The 26,999-nt window shown below is 44.4% G+C and carries 24 protein-coding genes and 1 riboswitch; of the genes, 17 read left to right on the forward strand and 7 right to left on the reverse strand.

The genetic code is table 11. The features are described 5' to 3' along the window. Positions 1 to 37 precede the first annotated feature (37 nt). A riboswitch (TPP riboswitch) is annotated at positions 38 to 135 on the forward strand. An 86-nt stretch (positions 136 to 221) separates the two neighbouring features. From thiD to thiE, 8 genes are read left to right on the forward strand one after another with little or no spacing between them, the layout of a single operon-like run. After that, positions 222 to 1,040, forward strand: a complete 819-nt coding sequence (thiD, locus tag OCU28_RS13230) for a bifunctional hydroxymethylpyrimidine kinase/phosphomethylpyrimidine kinase (RefSeq protein WP_315972407.1) — start codon at positions 222 to 224, stop codon at positions 1,038 to 1,040. Then, on the forward strand, positions 1,040 to 1,795 hold the full coding sequence (locus OCU28_RS13235; protein WP_261818151.1) for an ABC transporter ATP-binding protein: 756 nt from the start codon (positions 1,040 to 1,042) through the stop codon (positions 1,793 to 1,795). Before thiD ends, OCU28_RS13235 begins: the two co-directional genes overlap by 1 nt. Then, entirely contained in the window at positions 1,788 to 2,594 is an 807-nt protein-coding gene (locus OCU28_RS13240; protein ID WP_261818152.1) for an ABC transporter permease, read from the forward strand. Before OCU28_RS13235 ends, OCU28_RS13240 begins: the two co-directional genes overlap by 8 nt. Before the next feature lie 36 nt (positions 2,595 to 2,630). Next, the gene (locus OCU28_RS13245; protein WP_390623834.1) at positions 2,631 to 3,551 is read left to right on the forward strand and encodes an ABC transporter substrate-binding protein; all 921 of its coding nucleotides are present in this window, start codon (positions 2,631 to 2,633) and stop codon (positions 3,549 to 3,551) included. Positions 3,552 to 3,580: 29 nt separating this feature from the next. Continuing rightward, positions 3,581 to 4,528 carry an ABC transporter substrate-binding protein gene (locus OCU28_RS13250; protein ID WP_261818154.1) on the forward strand — a complete coding sequence of 316 codons (948 nt, stop codon included), beginning with the start codon at positions 3,581 to 3,583 and terminating at the stop codon, positions 4,526 to 4,528. Positions 4,529 to 4,536: 8 nt separating this feature from the next. Beyond that, positions 4,537 to 5,202 carry a thiaminase II gene (gene tenA / locus OCU28_RS13255; protein ID WP_261818155.1) on the forward strand — a complete coding sequence of 222 codons (666 nt, stop codon included), beginning with the start codon at positions 4,537 to 4,539 and terminating at the stop codon, positions 5,200 to 5,202. A gap of 9 nt (positions 5,203 to 5,211) precedes the next feature. Then, positions 5,212 to 6,003 (forward strand): hydroxyethylthiazole kinase, encoded by a 792-nt coding sequence (thiM, locus tag OCU28_RS13260; RefSeq protein ID WP_261818156.1) that lies wholly within the window; start codon positions 5,212 to 5,214, stop codon positions 6,001 to 6,003. Position 6,004: 1 nt separating this feature from the next. Next, positions 6,005 to 6,631 carry a thiamine phosphate synthase gene (gene thiE / locus OCU28_RS13265; RefSeq protein ID WP_261818157.1) on the forward strand — a complete coding sequence of 209 codons (627 nt, stop codon included), beginning with the start codon at positions 6,005 to 6,007 and terminating at the stop codon, positions 6,629 to 6,631. Positions 6,632 to 6,705: 74 nt separating this feature from the next. Here thiE and OCU28_RS13270 read toward each other — a convergent pair whose 3' ends face one another. Next, positions 6,706 to 7,881 (reverse strand): multidrug effflux MFS transporter, encoded by a 1,176-nt coding sequence (locus OCU28_RS13270; RefSeq protein ID WP_261818158.1) that lies wholly within the window; start codon positions 7,879 to 7,881, stop codon positions 6,706 to 6,708. Between the two features lie 146 nt (positions 7,882 to 8,027). Here OCU28_RS13270 and OCU28_RS13275 point away from each other — a divergent pair, with 146 nt between their 5' ends. After that, positions 8,028 to 9,155: a ribosomal protein uL16 3-hydroxylase gene (locus OCU28_RS13275; protein WP_261818159.1), complete on the forward strand. Its 1,128-nt coding sequence runs from the start codon at positions 8,028 to 8,030 to the stop codon at positions 9,153 to 9,155. A 223-nt stretch (positions 9,156 to 9,378) separates the two neighbouring features. Here OCU28_RS13275 and OCU28_RS13280 read toward each other — a convergent pair whose 3' ends face one another. After that, positions 9,379 to 9,996, reverse strand: coding sequence for a LysE/ArgO family amino acid transporter (locus OCU28_RS13280; RefSeq protein WP_261818160.1), 618 nt, complete (start codon positions 9,994 to 9,996; stop codon positions 9,379 to 9,381). Positions 9,997 to 10,393: 397 nt separating this feature from the next. On the opposite strand from OCU28_RS13280, the gene OCU28_RS13285 reads away from it, so the two are divergent. Beyond that, the gene (locus OCU28_RS13285; RefSeq protein WP_261818161.1) at positions 10,394 to 11,668 is read left to right on the forward strand and encodes a hypothetical protein; all 1,275 of its coding nucleotides are present in this window, start codon (positions 10,394 to 10,396) and stop codon (positions 11,666 to 11,668) included. On the opposite strand, the gene OCU28_RS13290 is transcribed toward OCU28_RS13285, so the two are convergent. Further along, positions 11,665 to 13,221, reverse strand: coding sequence for a DUF3612 domain-containing protein (locus tag OCU28_RS13290; protein WP_261818162.1), 1,557 nt, complete (start codon positions 13,219 to 13,221; stop codon positions 11,665 to 11,667). The genes OCU28_RS13285 and OCU28_RS13290 overlap by 4 nt on opposite strands. A gap of 139 nt (positions 13,222 to 13,360) precedes the next feature. On the opposite strand from OCU28_RS13290, the gene OCU28_RS13295 reads away from it, so the two are divergent. The 7 genes from OCU28_RS13295 (at position 13,361) to OCU28_RS13325 (ending at position 21,260) form a co-directional block, all read left to right on the forward strand. Then, positions 13,361 to 15,523: a malate synthase G gene (locus tag OCU28_RS13295; RefSeq protein WP_261818163.1), complete on the forward strand. Its 2,163-nt coding sequence runs from the start codon at positions 13,361 to 13,363 to the stop codon at positions 15,521 to 15,523. 33 nt (positions 15,524 to 15,556) lie between these two features. Continuing rightward, positions 15,557 to 17,155, forward strand: coding sequence for an isocitrate lyase (locus tag OCU28_RS13300; protein WP_390623830.1), 1,599 nt, complete (start codon positions 15,557 to 15,559; stop codon positions 17,153 to 17,155). 230 nt (positions 17,156 to 17,385) lie between these two features. Next, positions 17,386 to 18,816 (forward strand): aldehyde dehydrogenase family protein, encoded by a 1,431-nt coding sequence (locus OCU28_RS13305; RefSeq protein WP_261818164.1) that lies wholly within the window; start codon positions 17,386 to 17,388, stop codon positions 18,814 to 18,816. Between the two features lie 52 nt (positions 18,817 to 18,868). Then, entirely contained in the window at positions 18,869 to 19,186 is a 318-nt protein-coding gene (yqfB, locus tag OCU28_RS13310; protein WP_261818165.1) for a N(4)-acetylcytidine aminohydrolase, read from the forward strand. A gap of 305 nt (positions 19,187 to 19,491) precedes the next feature. Continuing rightward, entirely contained in the window at positions 19,492 to 20,082 is a 591-nt protein-coding gene (locus OCU28_RS13315) for a DUF502 domain-containing protein (protein WP_261818166.1), read from the forward strand. A gap of 110 nt (positions 20,083 to 20,192) precedes the next feature. Next, positions 20,193 to 20,804, forward strand: a complete 612-nt coding sequence (locus OCU28_RS13320; RefSeq protein WP_261818167.1) for a glutathione S-transferase family protein — start codon at positions 20,193 to 20,195, stop codon at positions 20,802 to 20,804. 45 nt (positions 20,805 to 20,849) lie between these two features. Then, a complete protein-coding gene (locus tag OCU28_RS13325; protein ID WP_261818168.1) occupies positions 20,850 to 21,260 on the forward strand; it encodes an RNA-binding S4 domain-containing protein in 411 nt (136 codons plus the stop codon). Positions 21,261 to 21,309: 49 nt separating this feature from the next. On the opposite strand, the gene OCU28_RS13330 is transcribed toward OCU28_RS13325, so the two are convergent. The 4 genes from OCU28_RS13330 to rnb all read right to left on the reverse strand — a co-directional run bounded on the left by OCU28_RS13330 (position 21,310) and on the right by rnb (position 26,986). Continuing rightward, entirely contained in the window at positions 21,310 to 22,272 is a 963-nt protein-coding gene (locus OCU28_RS13330; RefSeq protein ID WP_261818169.1) for a hypothetical protein, read from the reverse strand. 688 nt (positions 22,273 to 22,960) lie between these two features. Beyond that, entirely contained in the window at positions 22,961 to 24,109 is a 1,149-nt protein-coding gene (locus OCU28_RS13335) for an iron-containing alcohol dehydrogenase (RefSeq protein WP_261818170.1), read from the reverse strand. A gap of 22 nt (positions 24,110 to 24,131) precedes the next feature. Further along, the gene (locus OCU28_RS13340) at positions 24,132 to 24,806 is read right to left on the reverse strand and encodes an AraC family transcriptional regulator (RefSeq protein ID WP_261818171.1); all 675 of its coding nucleotides are present in this window, start codon (positions 24,804 to 24,806) and stop codon (positions 24,132 to 24,134) included. 194 nt (positions 24,807 to 25,000) lie between these two features. Further along, positions 25,001 to 26,986, reverse strand: a complete 1,986-nt coding sequence (rnb, locus tag OCU28_RS13345) for an exoribonuclease II (RefSeq protein WP_261818172.1) — start codon at positions 26,984 to 26,986, stop codon at positions 25,001 to 25,003. Between the last annotated feature and the right edge of the window lie 13 nt (positions 26,987 to 26,999).

The raw sequence follows: 26,999 nt of genomic DNA on the forward strand, positions 1-26,999 counted from the left end.
TTTCATAGCAAAAAATTGTCTGTTAGTATCGCCACAAACGTATTAGTCGGGGAGCCATTAGGCTGAGATCGCAATAGCGAACCCGTTGAACCTGATTCAGTTAATACTGACGTAGGGAACTAATCGCCACAAAAGCTACAGATCTCTCTCCTAGCTATGCAGGCTTTGGTTTCGTTCGTTTGTTTGAATTGGGTTGCCAATTACACAAAAGGAACGTGCCTGTGTCACATATTCAAATCGCAAACGTATTAACTATTGCTGGCTCTGACAGTGGTGGTGGTGCGGGTATCCAAGCCGATATTAAAGCCATCTCTGCTACAGGGAGCTATGCCTGTTCGGTTATAACCGCTTTAACTGCCCAAAATACACAAGGCGTGACAGGTATTTACCCTGTATCGCCAGATTTTATTGAGCAGCAACTCGATGCGGTTTTTACCGATATTGATATCTCAGCGGTTAAGGTTGGCATGCTGGCCCAAACGGAAGTAATTCAAGCGGTTGTAAAAAAGCTCAAGCAGTATCAACCGCAATTTTTGGTTATTGATCCGGTGATGGTCGCGACCAGCGGCGATCTTCTTTTACAATCTTCGGCTATTCAAACCCTTAAAACGGAGCTTCTTCCTTTAGCTGATGTTATCACCCCTAATCTTCCTGAGGCCGCTACCTTGCTCGGAGTTCCGGTGCCAAACAGCGAGCCAGAAATGGTTGAGATGATCAGTGGTTTGCGCCAATTAGGGTGCAAAGCGGTGCTATTAAAAGGGGGACATCTTGAATCAGAGGCAGACAGTACCGATTTACTTATTACTGCTGATAGCGTTGAAACCTTCACAGTTAAACGTATCAATACTCAAAACACCCATGGCACTGGTTGTACGCTCTCATCGGCGATTGCCTCTTATCTAACCCAGTCAAAGTCGTTAATCGAAGCGGTGACCAAAGGCAAAGCGTATATCTCAAACGCAATTGCCCATGCCGACGAGTTAAACGTTGGTAAAGGTCATGGGCCGGTACATCACTTTTTTGACCAGAGCGTGAAGTAATGCCAAGCCGCATTGCTATTACGCAAGGGCGACTGCAATTCAATGACGCTCTGTCACCATTATTTGAACAGTTCTCGCTGCATATTGAGTCCAATACTTGGGTTACTATCCTTGGGAAAAGTGGCTGCGGTAAGACCACGCTATTGCGTCTAATGGCTGGCTTGCTCAGTGACCATGCCAGTTGGAGTGGTGATATTAAGTTTGGTATTGAGGGGCAACATCTTAGCCAGCATATTGCCTATATGGCTCAGCAAGACCTGCTTATGCCGTGGCTTACGGTATTAGAAAATGTGTGCTTTAGTGATCGATTTGGAGTCGGCGCATCGCTATCTAATGATGAGCGAACACGTCAAGCATCTGAGTTGTTGTTCAAGGTTGGTTTAGCGGGCAAAGAAGGCTACTACCCAAGACAACTGTCGGGCGGTATGAAGCAGCGCGTGGCGCTTGCTCGCACCCTAATGCAAGATAAACCCGTGGTTTTGATGGATGAGCCTTTTTCGGCTTTAGATGCAGTCAACCGCTATCGATTGCAAAATTTGGCCAATGAAATGCTCACAGACAAAACGGTGGTGTTGATAACCCATGACCCTCAAGAAGCGTTACGACTCAGTGACCGAGTTTACTTGATGGAATCGACACCCGTTACAATGACATCAATTGCGCTACCAGATTCACCAACACCGCGGCCTTTAGATGCACAATTGGCTCAGTTGCAGCAAAGAATCATTGAACTGTTGGGAGGTGAGAATGAGTAAACCTAGTGGTGCTGGTGTGGTTGCCACGCAGCAATTAGCTCATAAATTTAAGTCTCAATCTTCTCATATTTTAAGGTTGATGATCTCGTGTGTGGTGGTATTAGGCTTGTGGCAAGGCGCGGTGACATTGTTTGATCTACCGAGCTTTATCTTGCCAGAACCTATGGCGGTAATGAACAGATTGCATTCTCGATGGGATGTACTGTGGCACCATACGCTGATCACATCTCAAGAGATTGTGTTGGGCTTGTTGTTAGGACTCGGCATGGGGTTGTTGTTTGCCCTACAGATGTTGTTGTTTGAACCGTTACGCCGCTGGTTACTTCCCATTCTTATCGCCTCGCAAGCAATCCCTGTATTTGCTATCGCGCCTATCTTGATGCTGTGGTTTGGCTATGGCATTGCCTCTAAGGTTGTGATGGCGGCATTGATCATATTTTTCCCCGTAACCACCTGTTGTTATGACGGGCTCCGTAACACGCCTCGCGGCTATCTTGACCTTGCGCAAACTATGGGGGCAACTCGCTGGCAGATGCTAAAACAAGTGCGACTGCCTGCCGCGATGCCGGCCCTAGCATCGGGAATACGCGTTGCAGTGGTAGTGGCACCGATTGGCGCTGTGGTTGGTGAGTGGGTAGGCTCGAGTGCCGGCCTTGGTTATCTAATGTTGCAAGCCAATGCGCGTATGATGATAGATGAGATGTTTGCCGCTCTGTTTGTGCTCGCTCTAATTTCAATCACCCTGTATTTCATTACCGATAAGCTGCTAAATAAGTTTATCCCTTGGCAATTTGATTAATAGTTCACGGACGAAATTTTGAAAAAATTTATAACGATATTGATATCTGCACTGGTTTTGGTGAGTGCTCAGGCAAGTGCATCCCCAAAAACGCTAAACCTAATGCTTGACTGGTTTGTAAATCCAAATCATGGACCGATAATCATTGCACAGCAAAACGGTTATTTTGCCGCGCAAGGGCTTAAAGTGAATATCCAAGAACCTGCTGACCCTAGCGTACCATCGAAACTTGTTGCCGCAGGGCAGGTTGATCTTGCGATCTCTTATCAGCCTTCATTTATCATAGATGTCGCTGCTGGCCTTCCTTTAGTGTGGACAGGCACGTTATTGGCGACACCGTTAAACACATTGTCAGTGTTGGATAACGGTAAAATTAATAGCTTGGCTGATCTGAAAGGCAAAACCGTAGGCGTTTCGGTGTCTGGCAGCGACGAGGCAATCATTGATAAGATGCTGAGTGATGAAGGAGTCAGCTTTGATGATGTGAAGATCGTTAATGTAGGCTGGGCGCTTTCGTCATCTCTTGCATCTGGTCGCGTAGATGCGATATGGGGCGGGATGCGCAATTTTGAATCTCATCAGCTGGAATTAGAAGGGTTTAAGGCAAAGTCTTTCTATCCAGAAGAGCACGGCATTCCCCCGTATGATGAGCTGATGTTTGTTGCCAATGCCAATCAGCACGACAGCGATGCCATTGCCCGTTTTAATAAGGCGTTGGAGCTTGCTACGCAATACATTATAAATCATCCCCAACAGGCGTGGCGAGAGTTTGTGGCGTATAACCCAGACACTCTAGATAACGAACTTAATCATAGGGCGTGGAACGATACCCTGACCCGTTTTGCCTTGCGACCGGCGGCTAGAAACCTTAAGCGTTATGCTGAATATGCGCAGTTTATGTATGGTCTGAAAATGATCAAAACCCTACCCAATAAGCAATCTTATTTTATCCACTAATGCAATTTTCGAGTCACAAAGGAAGACCAATGAAAAAATTATTAGTTAGTTTAGTTACCGTAATTACCTTTGTCTTTAGTCCAGCCGTGCTGGCTAAAGACCATAAAATCACCTTGATGCTAGATTGGTTTGTTAACCCAAACCATGGCCCAATTATCATCGCAAAAGAGAAAGGGCTATTTAAACAACAAGGTATTGAGGTAGAAATTCAAGAGCCAGCGGATCCAAGCGTTCCGGCCAAACTGGTTGCAGCAAACAAAATCGATATGGCAGTCTCTTATCAACCCACTTTAACTATCGATGTTGCCGCAGGTTTGCCTTTAATTCGCAGTGGTACGCTTATCGCAACGCCATTGAATACCTTGATGGTACTGGATAATGGCAAGATACAGTCATTGGCTGATCTGAAAGGTAAAAAGATTGGGGTCGCTATTTCAGGCAATGAAGAGGCTACCATTGGCACTATGCTAAAAAACCAAGGTGTTGCTTTTAAAGATGTGCAGATCATCAACATTGGTTGGGCGCTTTCGTCATCACTGGCATCGGGTAAGGTGGACGCTATCTGGGGAGGATTACGTAACTTTGAATCCAATCAGCTAGCATTGGAAGGCTATAAAGCAAAGGCATTCTTCCCTGAAGAGCACGGTGTTCCTGCCTATGATGAGCTGGTATTTGTAGCCAATGCAAATAGCTATGATGTTGAAAAAATTAAGAAGTTTAACAAAGCCATTGAGCTGGCGACTCAATATATTGTTAATCATCCCAACAAGGCGTGGCAGGAGTTCGTGGCTTATAACCCAGATACCTTGAACAATGAATTAAACCGCCGCGCTTGGAACGATACCTTAACTCGCTTTGCGCTGCGCCCAGCTGCGGTTGATCATCAGCGATATGATAATTACGCAAACTTTATGCATGACAATAAAATCATTAATAGCGTGCCAAATAGCGTTAAGTATGTGCCTCTTTTTAACTAGGATAGATTATGAAAACCTCACAACTTTTACATGCGTGTCATGAGGAATGGCAACATTATATTGAGCACAGCTTTGTTCACCAGTTGGCCGATGGTACGCTGCATCACGACGCCTTTTTGCATTATCTTAAGCAAGATTTTCTATTTTTAAAGCACTACGCCAGAGCGTATGCGCTCGCCATATATAAAGCCAAAAGCCTGCAACAGATGCGTATTGCTTTACCAAGCCTTCATGCACTGCTGGACTCCGAAATAGGACACCACGTAGAGTGGTGTCAGAATTGGGGTATCAGCGAGATTGAAATGGAAGCTGAAACCGAGGATTTTGGTACGGTAGCCTATACCCGCTATGTATTAGATACTGGCAATCAAGGAGACCTAATTGATTTGTATGTTGCGCTTGCGCCTTGCGCTATTGGTTATGGAGAGATAGGTGCGAACCTTGCGCAGCGCGATAGTACTTTACTCGAAGGCAATCCTTATCTGAGCTGGTTGACTATGTATGGCTCTGAGGAGTTCCAACAAGGCGTCAGCCAAAGTATTGAAAACCTAGACGTACTGCTGGCGGATATTGATCCAGACAGTGCCAGAGCACAACAATTAATAGAAGTATTTCGCACTGCGACCCGCATGGAAATTGCGTTTTGGGAGCAGGGGCTAAACGCAGTTAAGTAAGGATAATTAATGGAAATCGCTCAAGTAATCGCGTGTTTGAATACGCTACGCCAAACCAAGCCGCTGGTGGTTAATGTAACCAACTATGTGGTGATGAACAATACAGCCAATGCGCTGCTAGCCGTTGGTGCATCGCCTATTATGGCGCACTCTTCAAGAGAAATGGCTGAGATGATGAGCTTCTCTGGCGCTCTCGTTATCAATATTGGTACCCTCGATAGTCAATGGGTACCGCGGATGTTGTTCGCTGTAGAGCAAGCCAATATCCATGGTAAACCGGTGGTTTTGGACCCAGTCGGGTGCGGTGCGAGTACATTACGCACCGAGGTATCGCGCCAAATCGCAGAGCAAGCAGATACGCTGGTTATTCGTGGCAATGCCTCTGAAATAATCGCGTTAGCGGGTGAGCAAGCACAATCTAAGGGCGTAGATGCCCTAGATAGCAGCGATTCTGCGGTAAACGCAGCGCAATACTTAGTGAAGGAGTATTGCGCATCGGTCGTTATCTCGGGTGCAACCGATTATGTGATTAGTAGTGCGGGTGTATTCAAGCTAGAAAATGGTCACGAAATGATGCCATTTGTCACTGGTATGGGCTGTTCGCATACTGCGATAACTGGTGCATTTGCGGCAATTGGCGACCTTTCTGGGATGGCTGCAACCGCTATATTAGGCGTTGCGGGTGAGATCGCAGCTGAGAAATCAGCAGGGCCGGGCAGTTTACAGATGAATTTGTTAGACACCCTTTATCAACTTGATGAACAGATGCTCCGTCAGCGTCTGAAGATCAGCAAGGTATAACATGAGCAACCCTTATGAACTCTATTTTGTCACCGATGAACATCAGTCGTTAAATACCTTGTGCAAAGTGGTTGAACAGGCTGTTGAGGGTGGCGTGACCATGGTTCAGGTACGAGAAAAACACGGCGATGTGCGTGCGTTTATCCAGCGTGCACGTGCTGTAAAATCGGTGTTGCAAGGCAGTGATGTGCCTTTAATTATCAATGACCGTGTCGATGTTGCCCTTGCCATAGATGCCTGTGGCGTACATTTGGGACAGTCCGATATGCCTGTTGATGATGCGCGACGCCTAATTGGTCGAGATAAGCTCTTGGGGCTGTCAGTGGAGAGCGAACAGCAATTACTTGCGGCGCAAAGCCTAGATGTTGATAACCTTGGGGTGAGTGCCATTTTCGCAACCGCAACCAAAACTAATACCGTTAACCACTGGGGATTAGTTGGCTTGCAAGGTGCGGTTTCTCTGTCGAGCAAACCCTTAGTGGCGATTGGTGGTATTAATCACACCAATATTCAAAAAGTAGCGGCAACGGGGGTAGAAGGTATCGCGCTGGTGTCGGCTATTTCTTCCGCCGAAGATCCCAAACGTGTAAGTAGTGAGTTGTTACAGCTTATTCGTCGCGCCCGCTAACGTGAATGCTCAGTACTCGAGTCATTTCTAGTACTGCGCTAGTGCCATTTGACGAGTGCGTTTATGGTACAGCCTTAACCTTGATGAGCCTGATTGGCTTTTCTAAGCAGCGAGTTGCCTGCAAACCATAGCAAAGGTAATAGCATCATTAACCCCATTAGTTGCAGTGAAGCAAACGGAAGTAGGTTCACTAAACCCACCAGCAGTGATGCTCCGGCCATTTGGAAGAAGCCCAACAAAGAGGCCGCAGTGCCCGCCCGCTCAGCAAAAGGCTCTAGGGCCGAGCTACAACAAATCGGTAATACTAAACAAAAACCGGTACTGGCGATAAATATTGGCCCCATAAAGGCTGCCGGATGATGGACACCTTGCAACATTACAATAAGTAGTGCTGCGCCAGCGCACAACGTCATAGCCAATTTCAGAGCGCGAGTCTTGCCCAGTTTACGTATCACCACTGGCGCACTAAATGAGCCAATAATATTGATTACCGCGTTGCTTCCAAACCACAATGCAAAAAGGGTGGGGCTAATACCAAGCTCAACCATAAGTCGTACCGGTGCGATGCTGACAAATGCGATAATGATAGCCATTGCCAGCATTACCATTCCAGTATTGAGCTGAAACACTGGGCTTTGAAGTATGGGCTTAAATTGCTGAAAATTAATAAGACTGCTACTTGCAACTGTGTGTGCGGGGCGAGTTTCAGGTAATCGCCACAAGGTTAGCATTAGGATTAATAGTGCGTAAATCCCCATAAACACAAAATTGGCGTGCCAGCTCCATGTTTGGCTGAGCCAGCCGCCCACCATAGGGGCTAAGGCTGGGATCACGCAGATTACCCCATTGATATAACTGTATATAGTTGCGGTTCGTTGTGGGCTATAGCTATCTCTTACCCCTGACATTACACCGACTGAAACCGCGCATGTCCCTAAACCTTGTATGATCCTTGCCAACCACAGTATCTCGACATGACTGGCGATAGCGCAGATAACAGAGCCCAAGATATATAGAGATAATCCGCCAATAATAAGTGGTTTTCGACCATAGCGGTCGGCAAGTGGGCCTGCAAGCAGCTGTCCCATTCCTAGTGCGGCTAAAAATAGAGTAATAGTTAGCTGAATGTTACTTATTGGCGTGTGTAAACTGTCAGCCATCTGCGGCAGTGCCGGAAGGTAGATATCGATACCCATTGGGCTGACGATAATCAATAACATTAATAGGTAAATTGGCGCTTTTGAGTTCATGTCTTTAGGGGCTATTTTTTCAGGGGCGCTGATAGTAGCAAGCTTGTGATATGAATAGTATTGAATTATGGGTTATTACCAACCAAGGCTAGGCATAATTGAAGATTTTGGTACTATGGCGCCAAATTTCTTTGAATCGAATGCACATGTATCAATTATCTTTCTCCCTTGAACAGTTTCTGGCCGAATATTGGCAAAAAAAACCAACCATTATTAAAGGTGGTTTTAGCAATTTTGTAGACCCCTTGACCGCAGAAGAGCTGGCGGGCTTAACCATGGAACAAGAAGTTGATTCGCGCTTTGTGTCAAATTTGGCGGGGGAGTGGAGTGCTGAACACGGCCCTTTCACTGAAGATAAATTTGCAGAGCTTCCTGAGAAATCGTGGTCGTTCATTGTTCAAGCTGCAAATCATTGGCATGAAGGGGCTGCGCAACTGGTTACACCATTTAAGGGCATGCCGCAGTGGCTGTTTGACGATTTGATGATTAGCTACTCGGTAGAAGGTGGCGGTGTGGGGCCACATATTGATCAATATGATGTATTTATTATTCAAGGAAGTGGCAAGAGACACTGGCGCGTGGGCGCTAAGGATGTCGGTCAATATAAAGAGGTGCAACATCATTCGGCATTGCGACAGATAGAGTCGTTTGATGCGCAAATTGACGATGTATTGCAGCCGGGAGATATCCTTTATATCCCACCAGGGTTTCCTCATGACGGCTATGCACTAGAGCCCTCCATGAGCTATTCAATTGGCTTTCGCTCACCAAAAGAGCAAGAGTTAATCAGCAATTTTGCGGATTTTGTGTTGGCTCATGACTACGGGGATAAGCATCTGCACAAGCCAGAACTTTCAACCCAACCTAATAATGGTGAGTTGAAAACGGACGATCTCACTTCACTAGTTGATATGCTTAAGGCTCAAATTAATGCCCCTACGCTGGTAAAAGATTTTATGGGCAGCATGCTCACTCAATCGAGACATCAACTCAATATTATCACCCCAGAGCCAAAGTGGAGTTGCGAAGATGTCTCGTTACAATTAGGCCAAGGTGACACCTTATTTAAGGTTGCAGGCCTAGGGACCTTGTATCATCAAGACGAGCCGACCTTGATCTATGTGAATGGAGAAGTATTTAAAACCTCAGATGAATTGGTACAGCTGGTTGAATTATTGGCAAATGAAGAGTCGTTGTCCGTTAAGAACATGACCACCGAAGGGATCACATTGTTGACTGAGTTAGTGAATAAAGGTTATTGGTATTTCGGATAGCTGTCAGTCTTCCCACCGTTACCCAGTAGTGTTATGACTATCAGTTTGTCGCGTCTTCCCGGTGGTGTTTTGAGCCGGGATCTGTAGGGGCGGTGGCTTCAATTAGTGCTGTGTACATGATTGGGTTCGAGAGCCTACAGATCCCCGCCTGCGCGGGGACGACGGTAGTGTAGAGTGGTGATGAATCGATGATGTGCACCCCAGAATCCCAGCACCGCTTTCATTAAGTGACTAATGGCAGAGCAAGCTTTATCGCAATACCAAACATAATCACTGCAATAATTGTATCTAGTATCTGCCACATGCGTGGTCTTTCAAATAACGGGATTAGCACCTTAGAAAAATACGCTACGCCATAAAACCATATTCCGGATGACATCAAAGCGCCAACTACAAACCACACTTTCTGTTGCTGCGTCATCGAGGAAGTAACTCCCCCTAAAATAACTACCGTATCAATGTATACATGTGGATTTAAGAAGGTGATTGCCGCTGTCATTAGCATCAGCTGTAACCAACTTTTATTGGTTCCTTTGTTAGTCAGACTCAATTGACTGGTGCCCTGCCATGCAGACTTTGCCGAAAGTGAACCGTACCAAAATAGAAATATAACGCCGGATATCGTAAGAATATCTCGCCATAAAGGTGAGTGATATAGTAGGGTACCAATGCCGAGGACACCGGTGCTTATCAATATAATATCGCCAATAAAACAGACGGTTGCTACCGACATAGGGTGCTGCTTAGTTAAACTGCATTTTAGTAAAAATGCATTTTGACTGCCAATGGCAACAATTAAGCTTCCCGATATAAGTGCACCGGTTAATAGACTGTGGATCATTTGATAGCCACCTGATTGGTATTGTCTTGGCGACTACAATGTAGAAGGGTGTGTATGCAATCATTGAAAACGATAGGTTCAATTGACACTGCGACAGTAACCATATTCTTTTGCTCTAAATAAGTTAATTACCTATAGGTTAACTAAGTGAGCGGAAAAGTCACTGCCAATCCAAGTATTACTATGTGAATACCAAACTAACGGAGCCAGTTTTTACGATGTGGGCAGTTTAAATCTCTGTATTGTTGCTAATTTCGATAAATCTGTGAAGATCGTTGCAATACAGATGTAAATAAAACGATAAGTAAGTTCTAACAATTACGACACGGGTTGCGAGGTGGTTAGTTGTTGGTTTTGCTAAACTATTTCTTTATCTGAGTTTGTATCGAGGTGGGCTGTGCGTAAGGCAATTTTGGTTTTTGGTGGGTTGGGCGACCCTGAATACTCTGTTGTTGGCTTCTATAGTGGGCTTTTTGACGCCTTACTTGAGCATTATGACATCATCGCAATAGACCCTGTCACCCCTACGGCGACAATAAAGGACAGTCGCTACAGCGCATGCTATAGCACTATCGAGCATTTCCTGAATCATCAACCAAATCAATCTATTGCTTGTGCTATGCTGCTCACGCCGGTTAGCACTCACCTTATGCTTATTAAGCAACTTTCCAGTTTAATTGAGTGTAAAGACCTTTTGTTTGTGGTCGAAAAACCCTCTTTTGCATTGCATGAGGTTGATGAAGGTTTTGGGCGTGTGATCCCGCGATTGAAAGCTCAGGGTAACCGATTTTATTTTATTGATACTGCGTTGGTCACTCCGTCTATGGAGGCATTATTTGACGGTGACCTGTTAACGTCACGCGGTCAAATCACTAAGTTGGTCTCTATAGCTACCGATAATCCAGTCGAGCTCCCCGATGAATTGTCGGACTTTCAGTTCGATAACCGCATACAAAGATTAAACGCTCGTGGGGTGCTCGATCCAAACAAAAATGGAGGGGCAGGCTATGGGCTTGATATGGGGATCCATGCCGTAGCCGGATTGGTTCGTTTTCTTCAAAAATCATCCCGTTTGCAAGATGGCTTTGAACTCAAGCAATCCATATTAGAACGAATTGACTATCCTGGCCTTGATTTTGAGGTAGGGGTGGAAACCCATCTTTATAGCTCTGGGATATTAAAGGGACAATCTAGTGATAGTGCTAGCCTTGATTGCGAGGTAGTTATTGAATCTGGTAAGGCGGGGGATATTTGGGACAGGCGCCTTGAAGTCCACTTTGTTGATTCGATAATCGCGATCGGTTTTGGCACCATAAAACATCCTCCCTATCTTTGGGTATGCGACAAACTCGGCTCAAAGCTCATCCCGTTTGATGGCGGAAGTGCAGGGTATAAGATGCATTTCAACGACATATTGGCTGCATTAGGGTTTGATAAACCCCGTATTCTTAATGAACAGCAAAGTGAGGATTTAATGGATAAGTCAATGCGAATGTTAAATTCGATTTTTGATAAGGCTGGAGAGAATCCTGTATCGAGAGAACCTAACATAAAGGTAGTTGCGGCGCATCAGCCTAAATTTCTCTCCGAAGGTGAGCAAGCTTTAAGAGAGCAGCTTACCCACCAGCTAAATAACCTAATTCGACAGTCCTCCTCCTCCAACACTAATTAACTCATTGTTTGCACTTCAATTTCTTGTAGTGGTGTGGAGGTTTTACACTGTGGAACTCGTGGACAAACAGAGCCTCTCGAACAGATAAGCCGAGCGCGATTGTCCATTCCGCGCTCAATCCAATTAATATTTAAGATACGGCCTACGGTGAGTAGCAAGTTTTGTATATCTTTAGGGATTGGCCCAGTGCCCCCGTTTTTGATACAGGAATCTTTTAGTTGATTGGCTATGTTGATAGCGTCAAAACCTTGCGCCTGAATCGCAGGGTTGAGGTCGAGACCGCTACACAGAACATGGGCGTTACCAGCAAAGTCTTTGACTTTAACCGATTCACAGCAGTAGATATGCGGTTCATCGTTTTGCATTAGAATTGATATCTGAGCCACGCTCTGGTTGAAGTCTTTGTCTTTGGTTGTCATACGAAACACTGCCCAGTGTTGACAGGGATCTTCGACCATCTTCATATTGCCCCATGGTAGAGGAATGCCATTACCTCGATATACTGCCTTTAATATACCCGGATGGTAGGCGTCAAAGTAATGCCAATGAGGGTAGGGTGATACAGCGGTCATACGTCGCATAGCAATGGATTCCGATACACCCGCCAATTTACATACCGAAATATCATAGCCGCTGCGGTCAAGCAATTGTCGAAAGGGTACTTTAGGGCACAGCAGTGCTCCCGCAAAAAATGAGCACTCAAAATCGCGCCAGGCGTGTAGGATCTTAGTGGAATCTAGTTCGACTGAGTTGCTAGTTTGGCTCTCATCTCTAAGTCCATAGCTTGGCTTACTATCTGCAATAAGATTGCTTTTTTCACCATCTCCCTGATGAAGCACCATGTGCCCAATATTCACCGCAAGGTCATATTTTAGTCGCACTGGGTCATTTTTGAGTATTTTGTTGATATGGACGATATTTGGTGGCTCAAAATAGGAGCGAGTTACCCGATGGCGCGTGTCATCTAAGGCATCAACAACAGGCTTTGGGCTATCACTAAACCATTTTACTTTAAGGCCAATTTCTTCACAGATTTCAAGCAGGTCATCCACCTGCAGTGGCATACGTTTGTGACCAACCTCTTCTGCTGCTCGCTCTAGATCGGGAAAGTGGTTCTGATTGTGCTCTTGGTGAGCTCGGATCAAAAGATGGGCAAATTGTCGGCCGGTGGTACCGGTTTGAGCCAGCATTTCTGGAATAGCAATTTGCAAAATATCATTGGAAAACAGAAAGCTAGGCTCAAGCGCCATTCCTCTAACACCGCCTTTCCCACTCTTATCTGGAACAATATCGTGGTGGTCGTTGGCATCGTCTAAGAACCAATTTAATGGTTTTTGGAATACATCCGCAATTACCTCGAGCATGTCTTCGCTCGGTACACGTTTGCCTCGTTCAATCATTGATAGATAAGACACTGAGGGCGCAGATTCTGGGTTTAATTTTATACAACGCGCTGATAAATCCTCAAGCGTAAGGTGGTTACGTTTGCGTAGATTCCTGATCTTGGTGCCAAGAAAATGTGATTGTCTGAATAAGCTGGTTTTTGATTTCATTTTGTAAAATTTACACTGTGTAATTTTATTTGTGAAATTTTAGTAAAGAATTAGTTAAAGTTAAATCGTACCCAAGAGGAATAAATCAGTTTTGTGAAGTCGCTGTAGCAGCGCTCATATTTGACCAGAGGAAAAGGCTATGAATTTACCGCTAACCAAACAATGCCAAATTCACCACCAATTGTCCCAGTTCTTGAATACTGAAGTCCTTCCTCTAGTGAATCTTGATGTCGAGGCCTTCTGGCATGACTTCACTGAACTATTGGAAGAGTTCGCGCCGCGTAATCAAGCTCTATTGCAAAAGCGGGATGATTTTCAAGCTCAAATTGATCAATTTCATTACACACACCCTAGCTTTACTTTGGCGCAGTATCAGCAGTTTTTAACCGAGATTGGCTATCTAGTTGATGAAGGGGAAGACTTTACTATTGAAACTCAAAATCTCGACACAGAGATAACCGCAATTGCGGCGCCACAACTGGTTGTGCCAATCAAAAATGCTCGGTTTGCACTGAACGCGGCTAATGCGCGTTGGGGAAGCTTATACGATGCATTATATGGAAGCGATGTTATTCCAAGTAAAGGCGGTATGCAGGCAGGGAAAAAATACAACCCAGCACGTGGCAAGCGCGCAATTGAGTATGCAAAAAATATGCTCGATGAGGTATTTCCTCTAGATGAGGGCTCGCATCAAGATGTAGAAAGCTACACCGTCTATTTTCAAAATCTATTGGCTTACTTCCCAGATGGCTCGCACTCAGGTCTTAAAAATCCGCGCCAGTTTGTTGCCGCTAGTGATCCAGAGCGTGAACCAACGTCGATTATCTTAAAGCACAATGGTTTACATGTGGAATTGATTATAAATCGCCAAGGCAAGATTGGTAAAAATGATCTGTCTCATATTGATGATATTCAAATGGAGTCAGCAACTTCAACCATTATGGATCTTGAGGACTCTATTGCCGCGGTAGATGGTGAGGACAAGGTCGATGCCTATAGAAACTGGTTAGGGTTAGTGACAGGGTCACTAAGTGCAGGGTTTGAAAAAGATGGCGTACATCATATCCGTCGTTTGGAAGGTGACCGTAGCTACGATGGTCGTGGCGGCGAGGATTATAATCTGCATGGTCGCTCACTACTTCTGATCCGTAATGTAGGCCATTTGATGAACAGTGATCTTGTTACGCTGCGCAATGGAGACATGGCACCTGAAGGATTAATTGATTCGGTAATAACAGCGCTTATCGCGGCTATTGAGCTTAAGAACCCGCAAGCATGCCGAATACGTAATAGTCGTGAAGGCTCTATTTATATCGTGAAACCAAAAATGCACGGTCCTGAAGAAGTGGCGTTTGCCTGCGATGTATTTACTCGTGTTGAACAGATGCTAGAGCTTGCGCCAAACACCATCAAAATCGGGATCATGGATGAAGAACGTCGCACTTCACTAAACCTGAAAAGCTGTATCAGACAAGCAAAGCAGCGCGTGTTCTTCATTAATACAGGCTTTTTAGATAGAACTGGCGATGAGATCCATACCAGCATGAATGCCGGCCCATTTATGCCCAAGCCGGAGTTAAAACATCAGCGCTGGATTGAGTCGTATGAAAACAACAATGTTGCAACTGGCCTGCAATGTGGAATGTCCGGTAGGGCTCAGATTGGTAAAGGTATGTGGGCAATGCCAGACGAGATGGCGGCGATGATGGAGCAAAAGTCCAGTCATTTGCAAGCGGGTGCATCGACAGCATGGGTGCCGTCACCAACCGCCGCTACGCTACATGCGCTGCATTACTTGCAATGCAATGTATTTGAGCGTCAACAACAGATCCAGACCAAGTCTTATCGCGAAGGCATGTTAGATATCCCACTGCTTGATGATCAAAGGACACTCACCTCTACAGAGATTGAGAGTGAGCTAAAAAATAACGTGCAAGGGATCTTGGGGTATGTATCGCGTTGGGTTGAGATGGGTATTGGCTGTTCAAAGGTACCTGATATTAATTACGTTGGTCTAATGGAAGACCGAGCCACCTTACGGATATCTAGCCAACATATTGCTAATTGGCTTAAGCACGAGATTTGCACAACACAACAGGTAGAGGAGTGCATGCAGCAGATGGCAATGACGGTGGATAGCCAGAATAGTAATACAGCGGGCTACCAAGATATGACACCGAACACACACACTAGCCTGGCTTATCAAGCCGCAAAAGCACTTATTTTCGAGGGAATGGCGCAGCCCAACGGCTATACCGAGCCTTTATTACACCACTATCGAATTTTAGCAAAACAGCACTAATACGAACTGAGTTGATACTAGGAGAGGGACACCATGAATAGCTATAGAACTATGTTGGAAAACGCAGCGAATACGACTCAACAGCAAGGAGACACGTGGAGCGCAATTAACCCTGAGTTTGTGGTGCGCATGCAGCTTCAAAACCGTTTTAGAACTGGGCTGGATATTGCTAAGTATACCGCCAAAATTATGCGTCGAGATATGCAGGCCTATGACGATGATTGTGAAAACTACACTCAGTCTTTGGGTTGCTGGCACGGATTTGTTGGTCAGCAGAAAATGATCTCCATTAAAAAACACTTTGGTACGACTCAAAGTCGTTATCTGTACCTGTCTGGCTGGATGGTGGCGGCGATGCGCTCTGAATTAGGGCCACTTCCTGACCAATCAATGCATGAGAAAACCGCAGTACCAAAACTTATCGAAGAGCTGTACACCTTTTTAAAACAAGCGGATGCCCGCGAGTTAAACCATCTTTATCATGCTCTTGATAATGCACGTCAGCAAGGTGATGAAATCAAGGCAATCGCCGCGCAAAAACAAATAGACAGTTTTGAGACCCATATCGTACCGATAGTGGCAGATATTGATGCAGGCTTTGGTAATGAAGAAGCCACCTACCTGCTAGCCAAGAAGATGATTGAAGCGGGCGCATGCTGTATTCAGATCGAAAATCAGGTATCAGATGCCAAGCAATGCGGACACCAAGACGGGAAGGTGACGGTACCTCATGAAGACTTTCTCGCTAAAATTAATGCGGTTCGCTATGCGTTCCTAGAGCTTGGAGTTGATGATGGCGTTATCGTGGCGCGTACCGATTCACTGGGCGCAGGCTTGACTCAGAAGATCCCTGTATCACAGTGTGCTGGCGATTTGGCAGAGCAATACAATGCCTTTATAGATGGCGAAGAGATCACTTCACTAGATGAGCTTGAAAGCGGTGATATGGTTCTTAAACAAGGTGGTCGTATTATCAAGCCGACTCGACTACCAAATGGTTTGGTGAAGTTTAAGCCTAATACTGGGGAGGATCGAGTGGTTCTTGATTGTATTACTTCCCTACAACACGGGGCTGATCTACTGTGGATTGAAACCGAAAAGCCTCATGTGGAACAGATAGCGGGTATGGTTAATCGCATCCGAGAGGTGGTACCGAATGCAAAACTGGTATACAACAATAGCCCATCGTTTAACTGGACTCTAAACTTCCGCCAGCAAGTATTTGATGCATGGGCAGAGCAAGGTAAAGACGTCTCGGCTTATGATAGAGAGAAGCTGATGAGTAGTATCTTTGATGATACCGAGTTGGCAAGAGAGGCGGATACCCGTATCCAAAACTTCCAACGTGATGGGGCCAGAGAGGCGGGTATATTCCACCATTTGATTACGCTACCTACCTATCACACCGCTGCACTGTCAACGGATAATCTGGCTAAAGATTACTTTGGCGAAATGGGGATGCTGGCTTATGTTAAAGGTGTTCAGCGTCAAGAGATACGCCAGCAGCTTTCTTCTGTGAAGCATCAGGATATGGCGGGCTCTAATATTGGCGATGACCATAAAAGCTACTTCTCTGGCGAACAGGCGCTAAAAGCATCCGGCGAAAATAACACCATGAACCAATTTGGTTAGATAAAAGTAGACCCAAGACAAGGAAGGCGAAAGCCTTCCTTTTTTTGTTTCATTGACCGTGTAAATATAAGCGCAACAGGCTCAATTGCATTTGCTAGTAATATGTACGTACTGACGGTTATAGACTCTTATTATTAAACTCTCACTAAGTACGTATTACATCTTTGATGAAAGGTGATTCTCTCTATTGTTGAGCCGACTAAACTATAAAAATAAAAAAGGAATTGTTAATGCCACACCTAAACCTTATTCGAGATAACGTCGAGCAAGTGCAGGATGAACTACAAAGCAGCTTTGAATTGTTGCAACAAGCTTACAACGCTCAACCTAATTCCAGTTTTGAGCATCGTGCTGGTTTACTTAAACTCTTAAAATCAGCACTGCTTGAAAACCAAAATGCATTGATTACTGCGCTAAATAGTGACTTTGAATCGCGCAGTGATTTTGACACGGTTATGGCGGATATCATGCCAACGGTTTCTCATATCAATTACACCGTTAAACATCTAAATAAATGGATGAAAGCATCGCCTCGTAAAGCCGGTTTGCTGTTGTCACCCTCAAAGCTTGAGGTTCAATATCAGCCTGTAGGCGTCGTTGGAATTATTTCACCTTGGAACTTTCCAATTATGCTAAGCCTGGCACCATTAGCGACCGCTCTTGCAGCGGGTAATAGAATAATGGTCAAGCTCAGTGAGTATACTCCTCGCACCAATGAGGTGATAAAGGACCTACTTAGACCATTAGATTCACATGTTCAGGTTGTGACGGGGAATGCGCAAATAGCTGCAAAATTTACCAGTTTAAAGTTTGCTCATCTTTTATTTACCGGTTCAACCCATACAGGTCGCCTAGTGGCACAAAGCGCCGCCAAAAATTTGGTTCCAGTTACATTGGAGCTAGGAGGTAAATCGCCAGTCGTTATCACCCCATCGAGTGATTTAAATAAGGTGATGGATAGTATTATCTTTGGTAAGTGTGTCAATGCGGGACAAATTTGCGTAGCGCCTGATTACGTATTGATTGAGCAAGATAAAGCCGATGCATTTGCCGAGTTATTTATTGAGCGTTTTATCACCTTGTATGGCAATAATCCTCAAGACTTTACGCATATCATTAATGACACCCAACATCGTCGGCTGCAGCAGTACTTATCGGAAGCTGAATTATGCGAGAGCTGTCGCGTAGTACCTGTTACTGGCGATGCATTATCTGATAATTCCCGTCGCATGCTTCCTCATTTGGTGTTAAATCCGGATACGGAACTGCGGCTAATGAGAGAAGAGATATTTGGGCCAATCTTGCCAGTAGTAGGATACCAAAATCTAGAGCAAGCGGTTGCCATTATCAATAAAGGCGAAAGGCCGTTGGCGCTTTATATTATGTCCGAAGATGATATCAGTACCAATTATATCCTTAACCGGACCCACAGCGGAGGCGTGGCGATCAACGATACTATTTTGCAGGTAGCGGCAGAAGATGCGCCGTTTGGTGGTATTGGTGAGTCGGGAATGGGACGTTATCATGGTAAGGAAGGTTTTCTAAGCTTTAGTCATGCGCGCACTGTATTGAGGACGCCAACTTGGTTACCTAGAGCGCGCTATATGCTAAAAGCGAAAAGCCTGACACTGCGAGTGCTACGTAAATTGTTTATAAAATAGGTGTTTTTACATAGTAATCGGTTCAACTCAAAATATAAAAGAGATAGCAAACATGAGCTTAACCACGATAACGTTTTTTGAGCGCTTTGAGGCGGATATCTTATCGGGTAAAAAAACGATTACGATTCGTAATCAAGATGAGAAAGATTTTTTACTCAATAGTCAGGTGAGCGTTGCGACATTTGAGCAGGGGCGTTGGTTTTGTGATCTGATGATTAAATCAGTTGAACCGATACAATTTAAAGACCTGTCACAACTGCATGCGGCGCAAGAGAATATGACATTGAGTGAGCTCAAGAGCGTAATAAGAGAGATCTATCCACAAACTGAAACACTGTATGTGATCAGCTTCAGCTTAGTTGCGAATTAGCAGATAAGCGCTTTAATTGAGAGGGTTGTAATTGAGGACATACACCAATATTAGGTGTGTGTCCTCTAAAAAGAACGTGGTTAAAAAATTGAGAAAAGTATTCAATTGATTGGGTATTATCTGCAATGTATTTATTCACTTAGTTTTATACATGGCTGAAATGCAAGAAAAGAATAATAAATACAATCGCTTAGTATTAGTTTGTTCTATCACCAAATAATGAGTATTAAGGTTTTACATCACTAAGCATCGTTTCCTCTCAATGTTTGTTAGAATCCGGCTCCGAATATTTTGTGGAAATGATCATGAAAAAACGAATAAAACTTACCTTTATGTTGGGCTTGATGGTATTGCTACCGATTGCTGCAATGGCTTACTTGGTCGTTTGGACTCTAACAACTGTTTCCGATCTTATTCACCCAATAGTCGATTGGGTGGGGAACTTTGGCTATTCTGAGCAAATCTCTATTGCGTTGGCTTTTGCTTTGATTTTAGGTAGCTGCTTCACTCTTGGGCTGATCATCACTACCAAGATTGGTAAGTCAGCATATGGTCTGTTTGAAAAGATAGCCAGAAAGGTGCCAGGCTACGGCTTTATTTCAGAAACCACTAAGCAATTACTTGATGGTGATTCGCTAAATATCACTAAGAAAACAGCATGTCGAGTTTATCCAACTGGGCGTGAAAATGCGTCATTGCTTGGGTTTGTGATTGAGAGTTTAGATAAGATTGATAGCGTAGTGGTTTTCTGCCCGACAGCGCCAGTACCTACATCTGGATACTCTTACATCGTATCAAACCGTGATGTTGATATTCTTGAGGATGTGGACTCTACTGAAGCGTTGCGCGTGATAACATTGTGCGGAACAGGAACTCAGCAACTGTTTGAAAAATAATAGATATATGACTTGTGTCTCTAATTAGAAATATAAATTTGAGTAACGGCAGGCTAAGACTACCTTTAAATAGGCATCATATATAAGCACACAAAATCAAGGAACGAGTTATGAAATTATTTGAAACTGCTGCAACACCAAGTAGCCGTCGAGTGAGCATTTTTTTGAAGTTTCTAAATACAGATGTAGAAAGAATACAGCTCGATCTCAAGGGGGGTGATAACCTTGTAGCAGATTTTCAGAGCCGTAACCCAAGTGGCACAGTACCTATGCTAGAGCTAGATGATGGTACCTGTATCAGTGAATCTGTAGCGGTATGTCGTTATTTAGACTCTGTGGTAGATAACAAGCATGACTTGTTTGGTAAGGGAGCGGTGGAGCAGGCGCAAGTTGAAATGTGGCATCGTGTTGTTGAGCTGCAAGGCTTGATGATGGCTTTTCAAGGGTTTCGTAATATTAGCGGGTTTTATGCAGACCGCGAAAATTGTGTAGCGGCTTGGGGTGAGGAAGCTAAGCAAAGAGCCGTTTCGTTTGTAGATAAACTGGAAAAACGTCTGTCCCAATACTCCTATGTTGTGGGTGATCGTTTAACGATTGTCGATATTACGGCGTTCTTGTTTGTCAATGTGATGAAGATGGCGTTTAAGGTTGAATTCGACGCTCAATACCCAGCTATTGTTGCTTGGCATGCCAAACTCTCTGCTATGCCAGAGTTTCAATAGCAGTTACACTTAACCCAAGTAAATATTTTCACAAGGCACAAAACATTGTCACATGATGCCCCTGAGTTTGACTCAGAACAAGAAGTCGAAATAGAAGCGATAGGCGTAGAGGTTACCAGTGAACCGATTGAGCTTTACAAGGTGCTTAAAATTGCTGATGCGGTAAGCGGTGGTGGCGAAGCAAAACAAGCGATAAGCCAGGGCTTTGTCGCGGTAAATGGCGAGCTTGAGCTGCGTAAACGCCGTAAGCTGGTGGATGGTGATTTGGTGCAGTTTAACGAGGAGTTCTACCTGGTTATTTTGAATCCAGATGCGGTACGTGCTGAATTTGAGCTGCCAGAAATTGCAGAAGCGCCTTTTGAGCCACAGCCTCAACCAGTACAGGAAGCCAAGCCTGAGCCGCAACAGCCACAAAGAAACCCGAAGTCGGGTCGTAAATCGATAGACTTTTTCTGATAGAACAAAAACAGACAACAAAGGTCAGCTAAATAGCTGCCCTTTTTTATTAGTTGTCTTGGTCAAGAATATTGGGATTATTGTTAAACCATTGCCACTTTGTTTGTGTGGCTTGGATGCTGTAACTCTGTGAAAGCTTGATATTTGTTAGCTCAATAGAGATGATTCCAATACCTGGGTGGATAAGTATATCAGCAGATGGTATCTCTGCATTTTCAGGCTCGATAACCTGTATAAAGTGATACGCCTCGTAGTTTGTACCACGACTCGTTGTGTAATATTTGGCTGCCTGTTGAGGGCTTTGGCCATTATTATACACTTGCTCAAGAGTCACGGACGTTAGGCTGTTAAATGGGCTGATAGATGCGGGAATACTGCATCGCATACTAAAGTCACTACGCGGAGCCTGGTTCGTATTCACAGTGTATTTACATAATGGCTTATTGCCGTTAGCAACTACAGGCTCATTGGTGAGTGCATCAAAACTGGTATAGGCACCAATCTGGTTGTTTCCCAATGCCATTGGTAGTGCGAAGTGGCTCCACACTGCCTGTTTGATTATATCTTCACGGGAGAGTTGGTCGCTGTTAAGTAAATCCTGTAGTTTATCCTGAGTCGTTGCTAAACCAGGCACCCCGATATTAATTTGATGGGGTTTAGAAGCAATATCTTCATATTCTCCCGCTGCATTTTTTTTAAGCTCTTGCCAGTTATAAGTGAAAATCTTATGAATTTCTTGAGAAAACTCGCCTTCTACTGTATCTGAGGTGAAGGGTTTGGTTGCGCTAAATTTTACCGTAGTATATTTGCTGTTACTATCTGCCTTATCTTCACTGCTAGCGCTTATCGGCCAGTCATAGTCTTTGTTGACACCGGTTATCAATGTATCGATAGCGTTTAGCTCGGTCTTATTTAAGTCGAGGTATTCAACATCTGGTGATTTAGAGTGGTCATTGCAACCAGTCACGCCAATAGCTACAAGTAAAGCAGTTACAACGCTTGAAATTTTCATAGTATTTTTCATTTATAGGCCTTAGATAATATTCATATATAAAGGAAAGTTTGCTCTTTTTGGGTACGCGTTAAACTGCCTTATTTATCTAGCGAACCAATAACTCCAATCATTCGTGGTTGAAGTTTTTCCTTTCGTGCTTTTGTGAATTGCGATGAATATGAAGCCTTTGACCGAAAAAGACAACAGATCGAAAATGGGATCTTACTTTGATTCGCAGGGGTGTTGCTGAGTGGTTTTGGGCTCAGCTTTATCTACATTTTAAGCTATTGCTTGCTCTGTTTATAGCCAGAAGAAGCTCGATCTGTTAAATGACTGTCCGGCTGTGAAGTACAGGGCAGGTGAAGGTGCTAATTATTAAAAGGCTAGTGTAAACATGCGGTTATGTGTTTTTGTTGATGTTAGGATTGTTATCTTAACCGTGCATACCTTGAGGTTAGGCAGGTTAAGGTGCAAGTATCACCTTAAAACAATGAACAAGGTTGGTGTTGGTGTTCACCTTTTGTTTGGGCGTGTTTAATGATCAATCAATCTTAGGTTTGCAATTACTCAATATTATTTTGCACAGCGCGATAATAGTGAGGAGTATTGCGCTGAGTTCACTTTAATGAAGATTGTCGAGGCTTAAATGACATAAAAGGCAACCATAAGGTTGCCTTTGCGTAGCGATTACAAATCGTGATTTACGTTACTGGATCGCGGATTCGAGAATTTGTTTCGACTCAATCAAGGTGATTGATTGGCTCTCTCCTAGGGCAACCAAACCATGGGATTCGAGTTGTTTTAGCACGATAGTAATAGCGCCTTGCTTGTCGTCACCGTGTTCGGTCAATTGCGTTGGGACGTTAAGGCTTTGATAGAATGCCTCGATATGGGCAATAGTTTGTTCGGCTAAATCGTCACTTTCAGCAAGCCCAAATACGTTTTTACCCATTTGTTGTAGTTTGCCACGCTTGGCTTCGATTTGATTACGTAGTAGCGACGGCTGAATGATAGCTAGCGAGCGTGCATGGTCAACACCCCATTGCGCTGTGAGTTCATGGCCAATCATATGAGTCGCCCAATCTTGCGGGACTCCGGTTCCTATTAGGCCGTTCAGCGCTTGGTTTGCACTCCACATTAAATTGGCGCGCCATTGATCGCTATCACGCTGTTGGAATTGCTCACCTAGGGTCTTTAGATTCTTGAGTAAGGTTTCAGCATAGCCATCTTGCACCATAGCTCCAACAGGAAGGGTTAGATACTGCTCACATACGTGCACCCAAGCATCAACAACGCCGTTAATCAGTTGTCGTTCTGGCAGAGTTTTCATTGAATCTGGGTCTAGAACTGCAAATTTTGGTTGAACGCAAGGCGATAGAAATGACAGTTTATCCTGAGTGGCTTTTTTAGTAATGACTGCGCCTTGGTTTGACTCTGAACCGGTTGCCGGCAGAGTTAAAATAGCCCCTAAATCGACTGCACTGGTTACCTTATGTTTTCCAATCAAGATGTCCCAACCGTCGCCTTCGTAGTGAGCCGCCGCCGCAACATATTTAGAACCATCGATAACTGAGCCGCCGCCTACAGCGACGATATAATCAATGCCTTGTGCCTTTACTAGGCTGACAGCTTTGTCTAAGGTTTCTACGGTAGGGTTAGGCTCAACACCAGAGAATTCCTGCCATTGATGGCCTTCTAAGGCTTGTGCAACTTGGTCATAAACCCCGTTGTTCTTGATTGAACCACCACCATAAATGACTAACACCTTGCTAGTCGACGGGATTGCGGTTGATATCTGAGAGATTTGACCTTGTCCAAAATGGATTTTAGTGGGGTTTGAATAGCTGAATTTCATGAAAATTCCCTTTTGTTTAATGTTATGGCTTGCGTCGCTCGCGACGAAATGTTTTCGGTGTACAGCCGTAATAGCCTTTGAAGCTACTGGCAAAATGAGCGGCGCTGTTAAATCCTGATTGTGTCGCTATGGTCGTTATAGTCTGTCGACCTGAGCGTAAAAGTGTTGCTGCCTTATGCAGTCGTTTTGTTCGCAGCAGTTCGCTAAAAGATAGTGATTCATCGAATAATCTTCGCTTGATTGTAGACTCTGAACACCCTAAATACTGTGCAAGATTCCCTAGAGAGAGATCTTGATCGAGTCTGGTATCAATAAACCAAATGATGCGCTCTACTAAACTCAAACTTAGTGATTGGTATACGAAGTTGAAGAAAGTAGGATCACAATAATTCATATGTGCCAGCAGCGCTTGAGTTATATGGGTATGGGTGTGTTGATCCTGAGACAATTCCAGGCTGCTGTATAAGGTTCTGAGTAGTAGAGTATCTAAATCTGATGCTGCAAATATTGGATAGGCTGAGGTTGTTGCACCTTGAGTGTTAGGTAATTGATGCTCAAGGAAGTTTGGGTCAAACAAGATGATGCGCGCTTCAACAGAAGGGCTGTTTCTATCGATGCTTAAAGCTTCTAATTTGTCGGTAGTTCTAAAAAAACAATATTGACTCTCGCCGATTACAATATCTTGAGCGGGCGTCACTATTTTTAGGGATCCAGAGACTAACCATACGATGCCACACGAATATTGTGGTGGAAAACAATGAGCGTTCGGTGCGCTTGATGAGAGTGTTAAGTGAGTAATATGGCCCATGCGTGGTATCTGAATACTGCGACTGCTTCATATTAACATGCTAAAAAAAAGAGGCTACCTACAAGGTAGCCTCTAAGCCGAAATTATTCTGACTTTTCAGGCGCATCAGCAAACACTTCTACCGGTCTTGCGACGATGTTGCGTTTGTCGATATTCACCTCTGATAGCGTTACCTGTAAGGTATCCGCTAGCTTATAAACGATTTCTTTGTCTATGGATAATGTGCCTTCATCATTGTTGAGCTCGATGCGCGCTTTATTATCGAGAATCAGTGACGCTGGAATAAAGGCCGCAGCACCGTTTTCTAGTAGACGAACGCGCATTCCCGCTCGATTGATATCAAAGATTTCTGCGTGATACTGTGTTTTAGCCGAAACGTCTTTATGTAGTGTGCGAGCATATAACCAATCACTTACTTTTCTCTCTGCAATCTTATGATGCTTGCGGTGCAAAGACATTTCCTCACCCACAGTATCGTCGGGTTGTTGCACCGGCTGTTTATTTAAGATCACCGCTTTTAGAAGACGATGGTTGATCATATCGCCATATTTACGGATAGGGGATGTCCAAGTCGCATATAGCTCTAAGCCCATTGCAAAATGAGGGGCTGGCTTGTTGTTGATTTCGCTATAGGTTTGATGTTTACGAATGCGATTATCAAGATATTGAGTTGGCTGTTCATTTAACCAACGACGAAGTGCGCTAAATCCTTCAATAGAGGTCACGTTTTCTGCATCGAACCCTTGAGCTCCGTGGGCAGTAACTAACTCTAAAACGCCTTCAATTTTATCTTCTTTTAGGCCACTGTGGGTATTGTATACCCCGTAGCCTAATTTCTCTGATAATACTCGACCGGCACAAATATTGGCGCTGATCATGCATTCTTCCACCAGTTTATTGGCGGTGCGGCGTTTATCCGCGTGAATCGCGATAACGTCATTATCTTGGCTAAGTTCAAAGCGATAATCAGGACGATCAGGGAAGATCACCGCATTTGTTTCGCGCCATTGTGTACGTGCTTTAGCAACGTTGTTTAAATCGGTGACTACTTGAGCGATGGTCTCACTTGGCTGCCATGCTTCACTTGAACCATTTTCTAGGTAATCAGATAGGTGATTATAAGCTAGGCGAGCGTGCGATTTGATATTCGCTGCAAAGAAACGTATATCATCGTTGATAGTACCATCGACGGAGATAGTGGCGGTGCAGCATAATGCAGGGCGCTGTTCATCTTGAATAAGAGAGCATAAGTTATCCGCCAATTCACGTGGCAACATAGGAATGTTGCGCCCAGGAAGATAAATGGTAAAGCCGCGCTGGCGAGCAACGTTATCCATTTCACTGTCAGGCGTGATATAAGCGGTTGGATCGGCGATTGCGATGGTGAGCTCGAAGCTGCCATCGGGATTAGATTTCGCAAATAGAGCGTCATCCATATCTTTAGTTGACTCGCCATCTATGGTCACAAATGGAATGTGTGTCAGGTCTTCGCGAACCAATTGCTCATCATCAAGGCACGTCCACTCATCAAGGCCTGTAGGCTCAGTGTTGGGTAGATCATTCTCAGCTAAAGTTACCCACCAAGGGGCAATTTTGTCATTTGAATCGGTGATTTTCTCAGTAATTTCAACCAGAAAACCATCAGCGCCTTTAAGAGGATGTTCGATTAGGTGAGCGACAACCCAATCTCCTTCAGCAAACTCATCGCGTTTGATGCCACGTGCCGTTTTCGCTTTTAGAGAAAGCTTACGCAGTTGTGGGTGATCAGGAACAACATTTAGACGGCCTTTGAATAACTTTACGCGACCAATAAAACGGTTAACGGCTTGCTCAAGCAACTGGTCCGGCTCGGCTGAATCTTTGTCGTTTTCAGTACGAATTACCGCTCGAACCTTATCACCGTGCATGACCTTTTTCATGTAAGGAGGTGGGATAAAAAAGCTGGTTTTACTATCGACTTCAAGAAAACCGAAACTTTTATCTGTGGCCTTAATGGTACCTTCTTTGGTAGGTAAGGTTTCTTTTATCTGCTGTTTTAGTTGAGCGAGCAACGGGTTATCTGCAAACATGTATAATAATGTA

Origin of the sequence: Vibrio gallicus, assembly GCF_024346875.1 — a bacterium.
GTDB lineage: Bacteria > Pseudomonadota > Gammaproteobacteria > Enterobacterales > Vibrionaceae > Vibrio > Vibrio gallicus.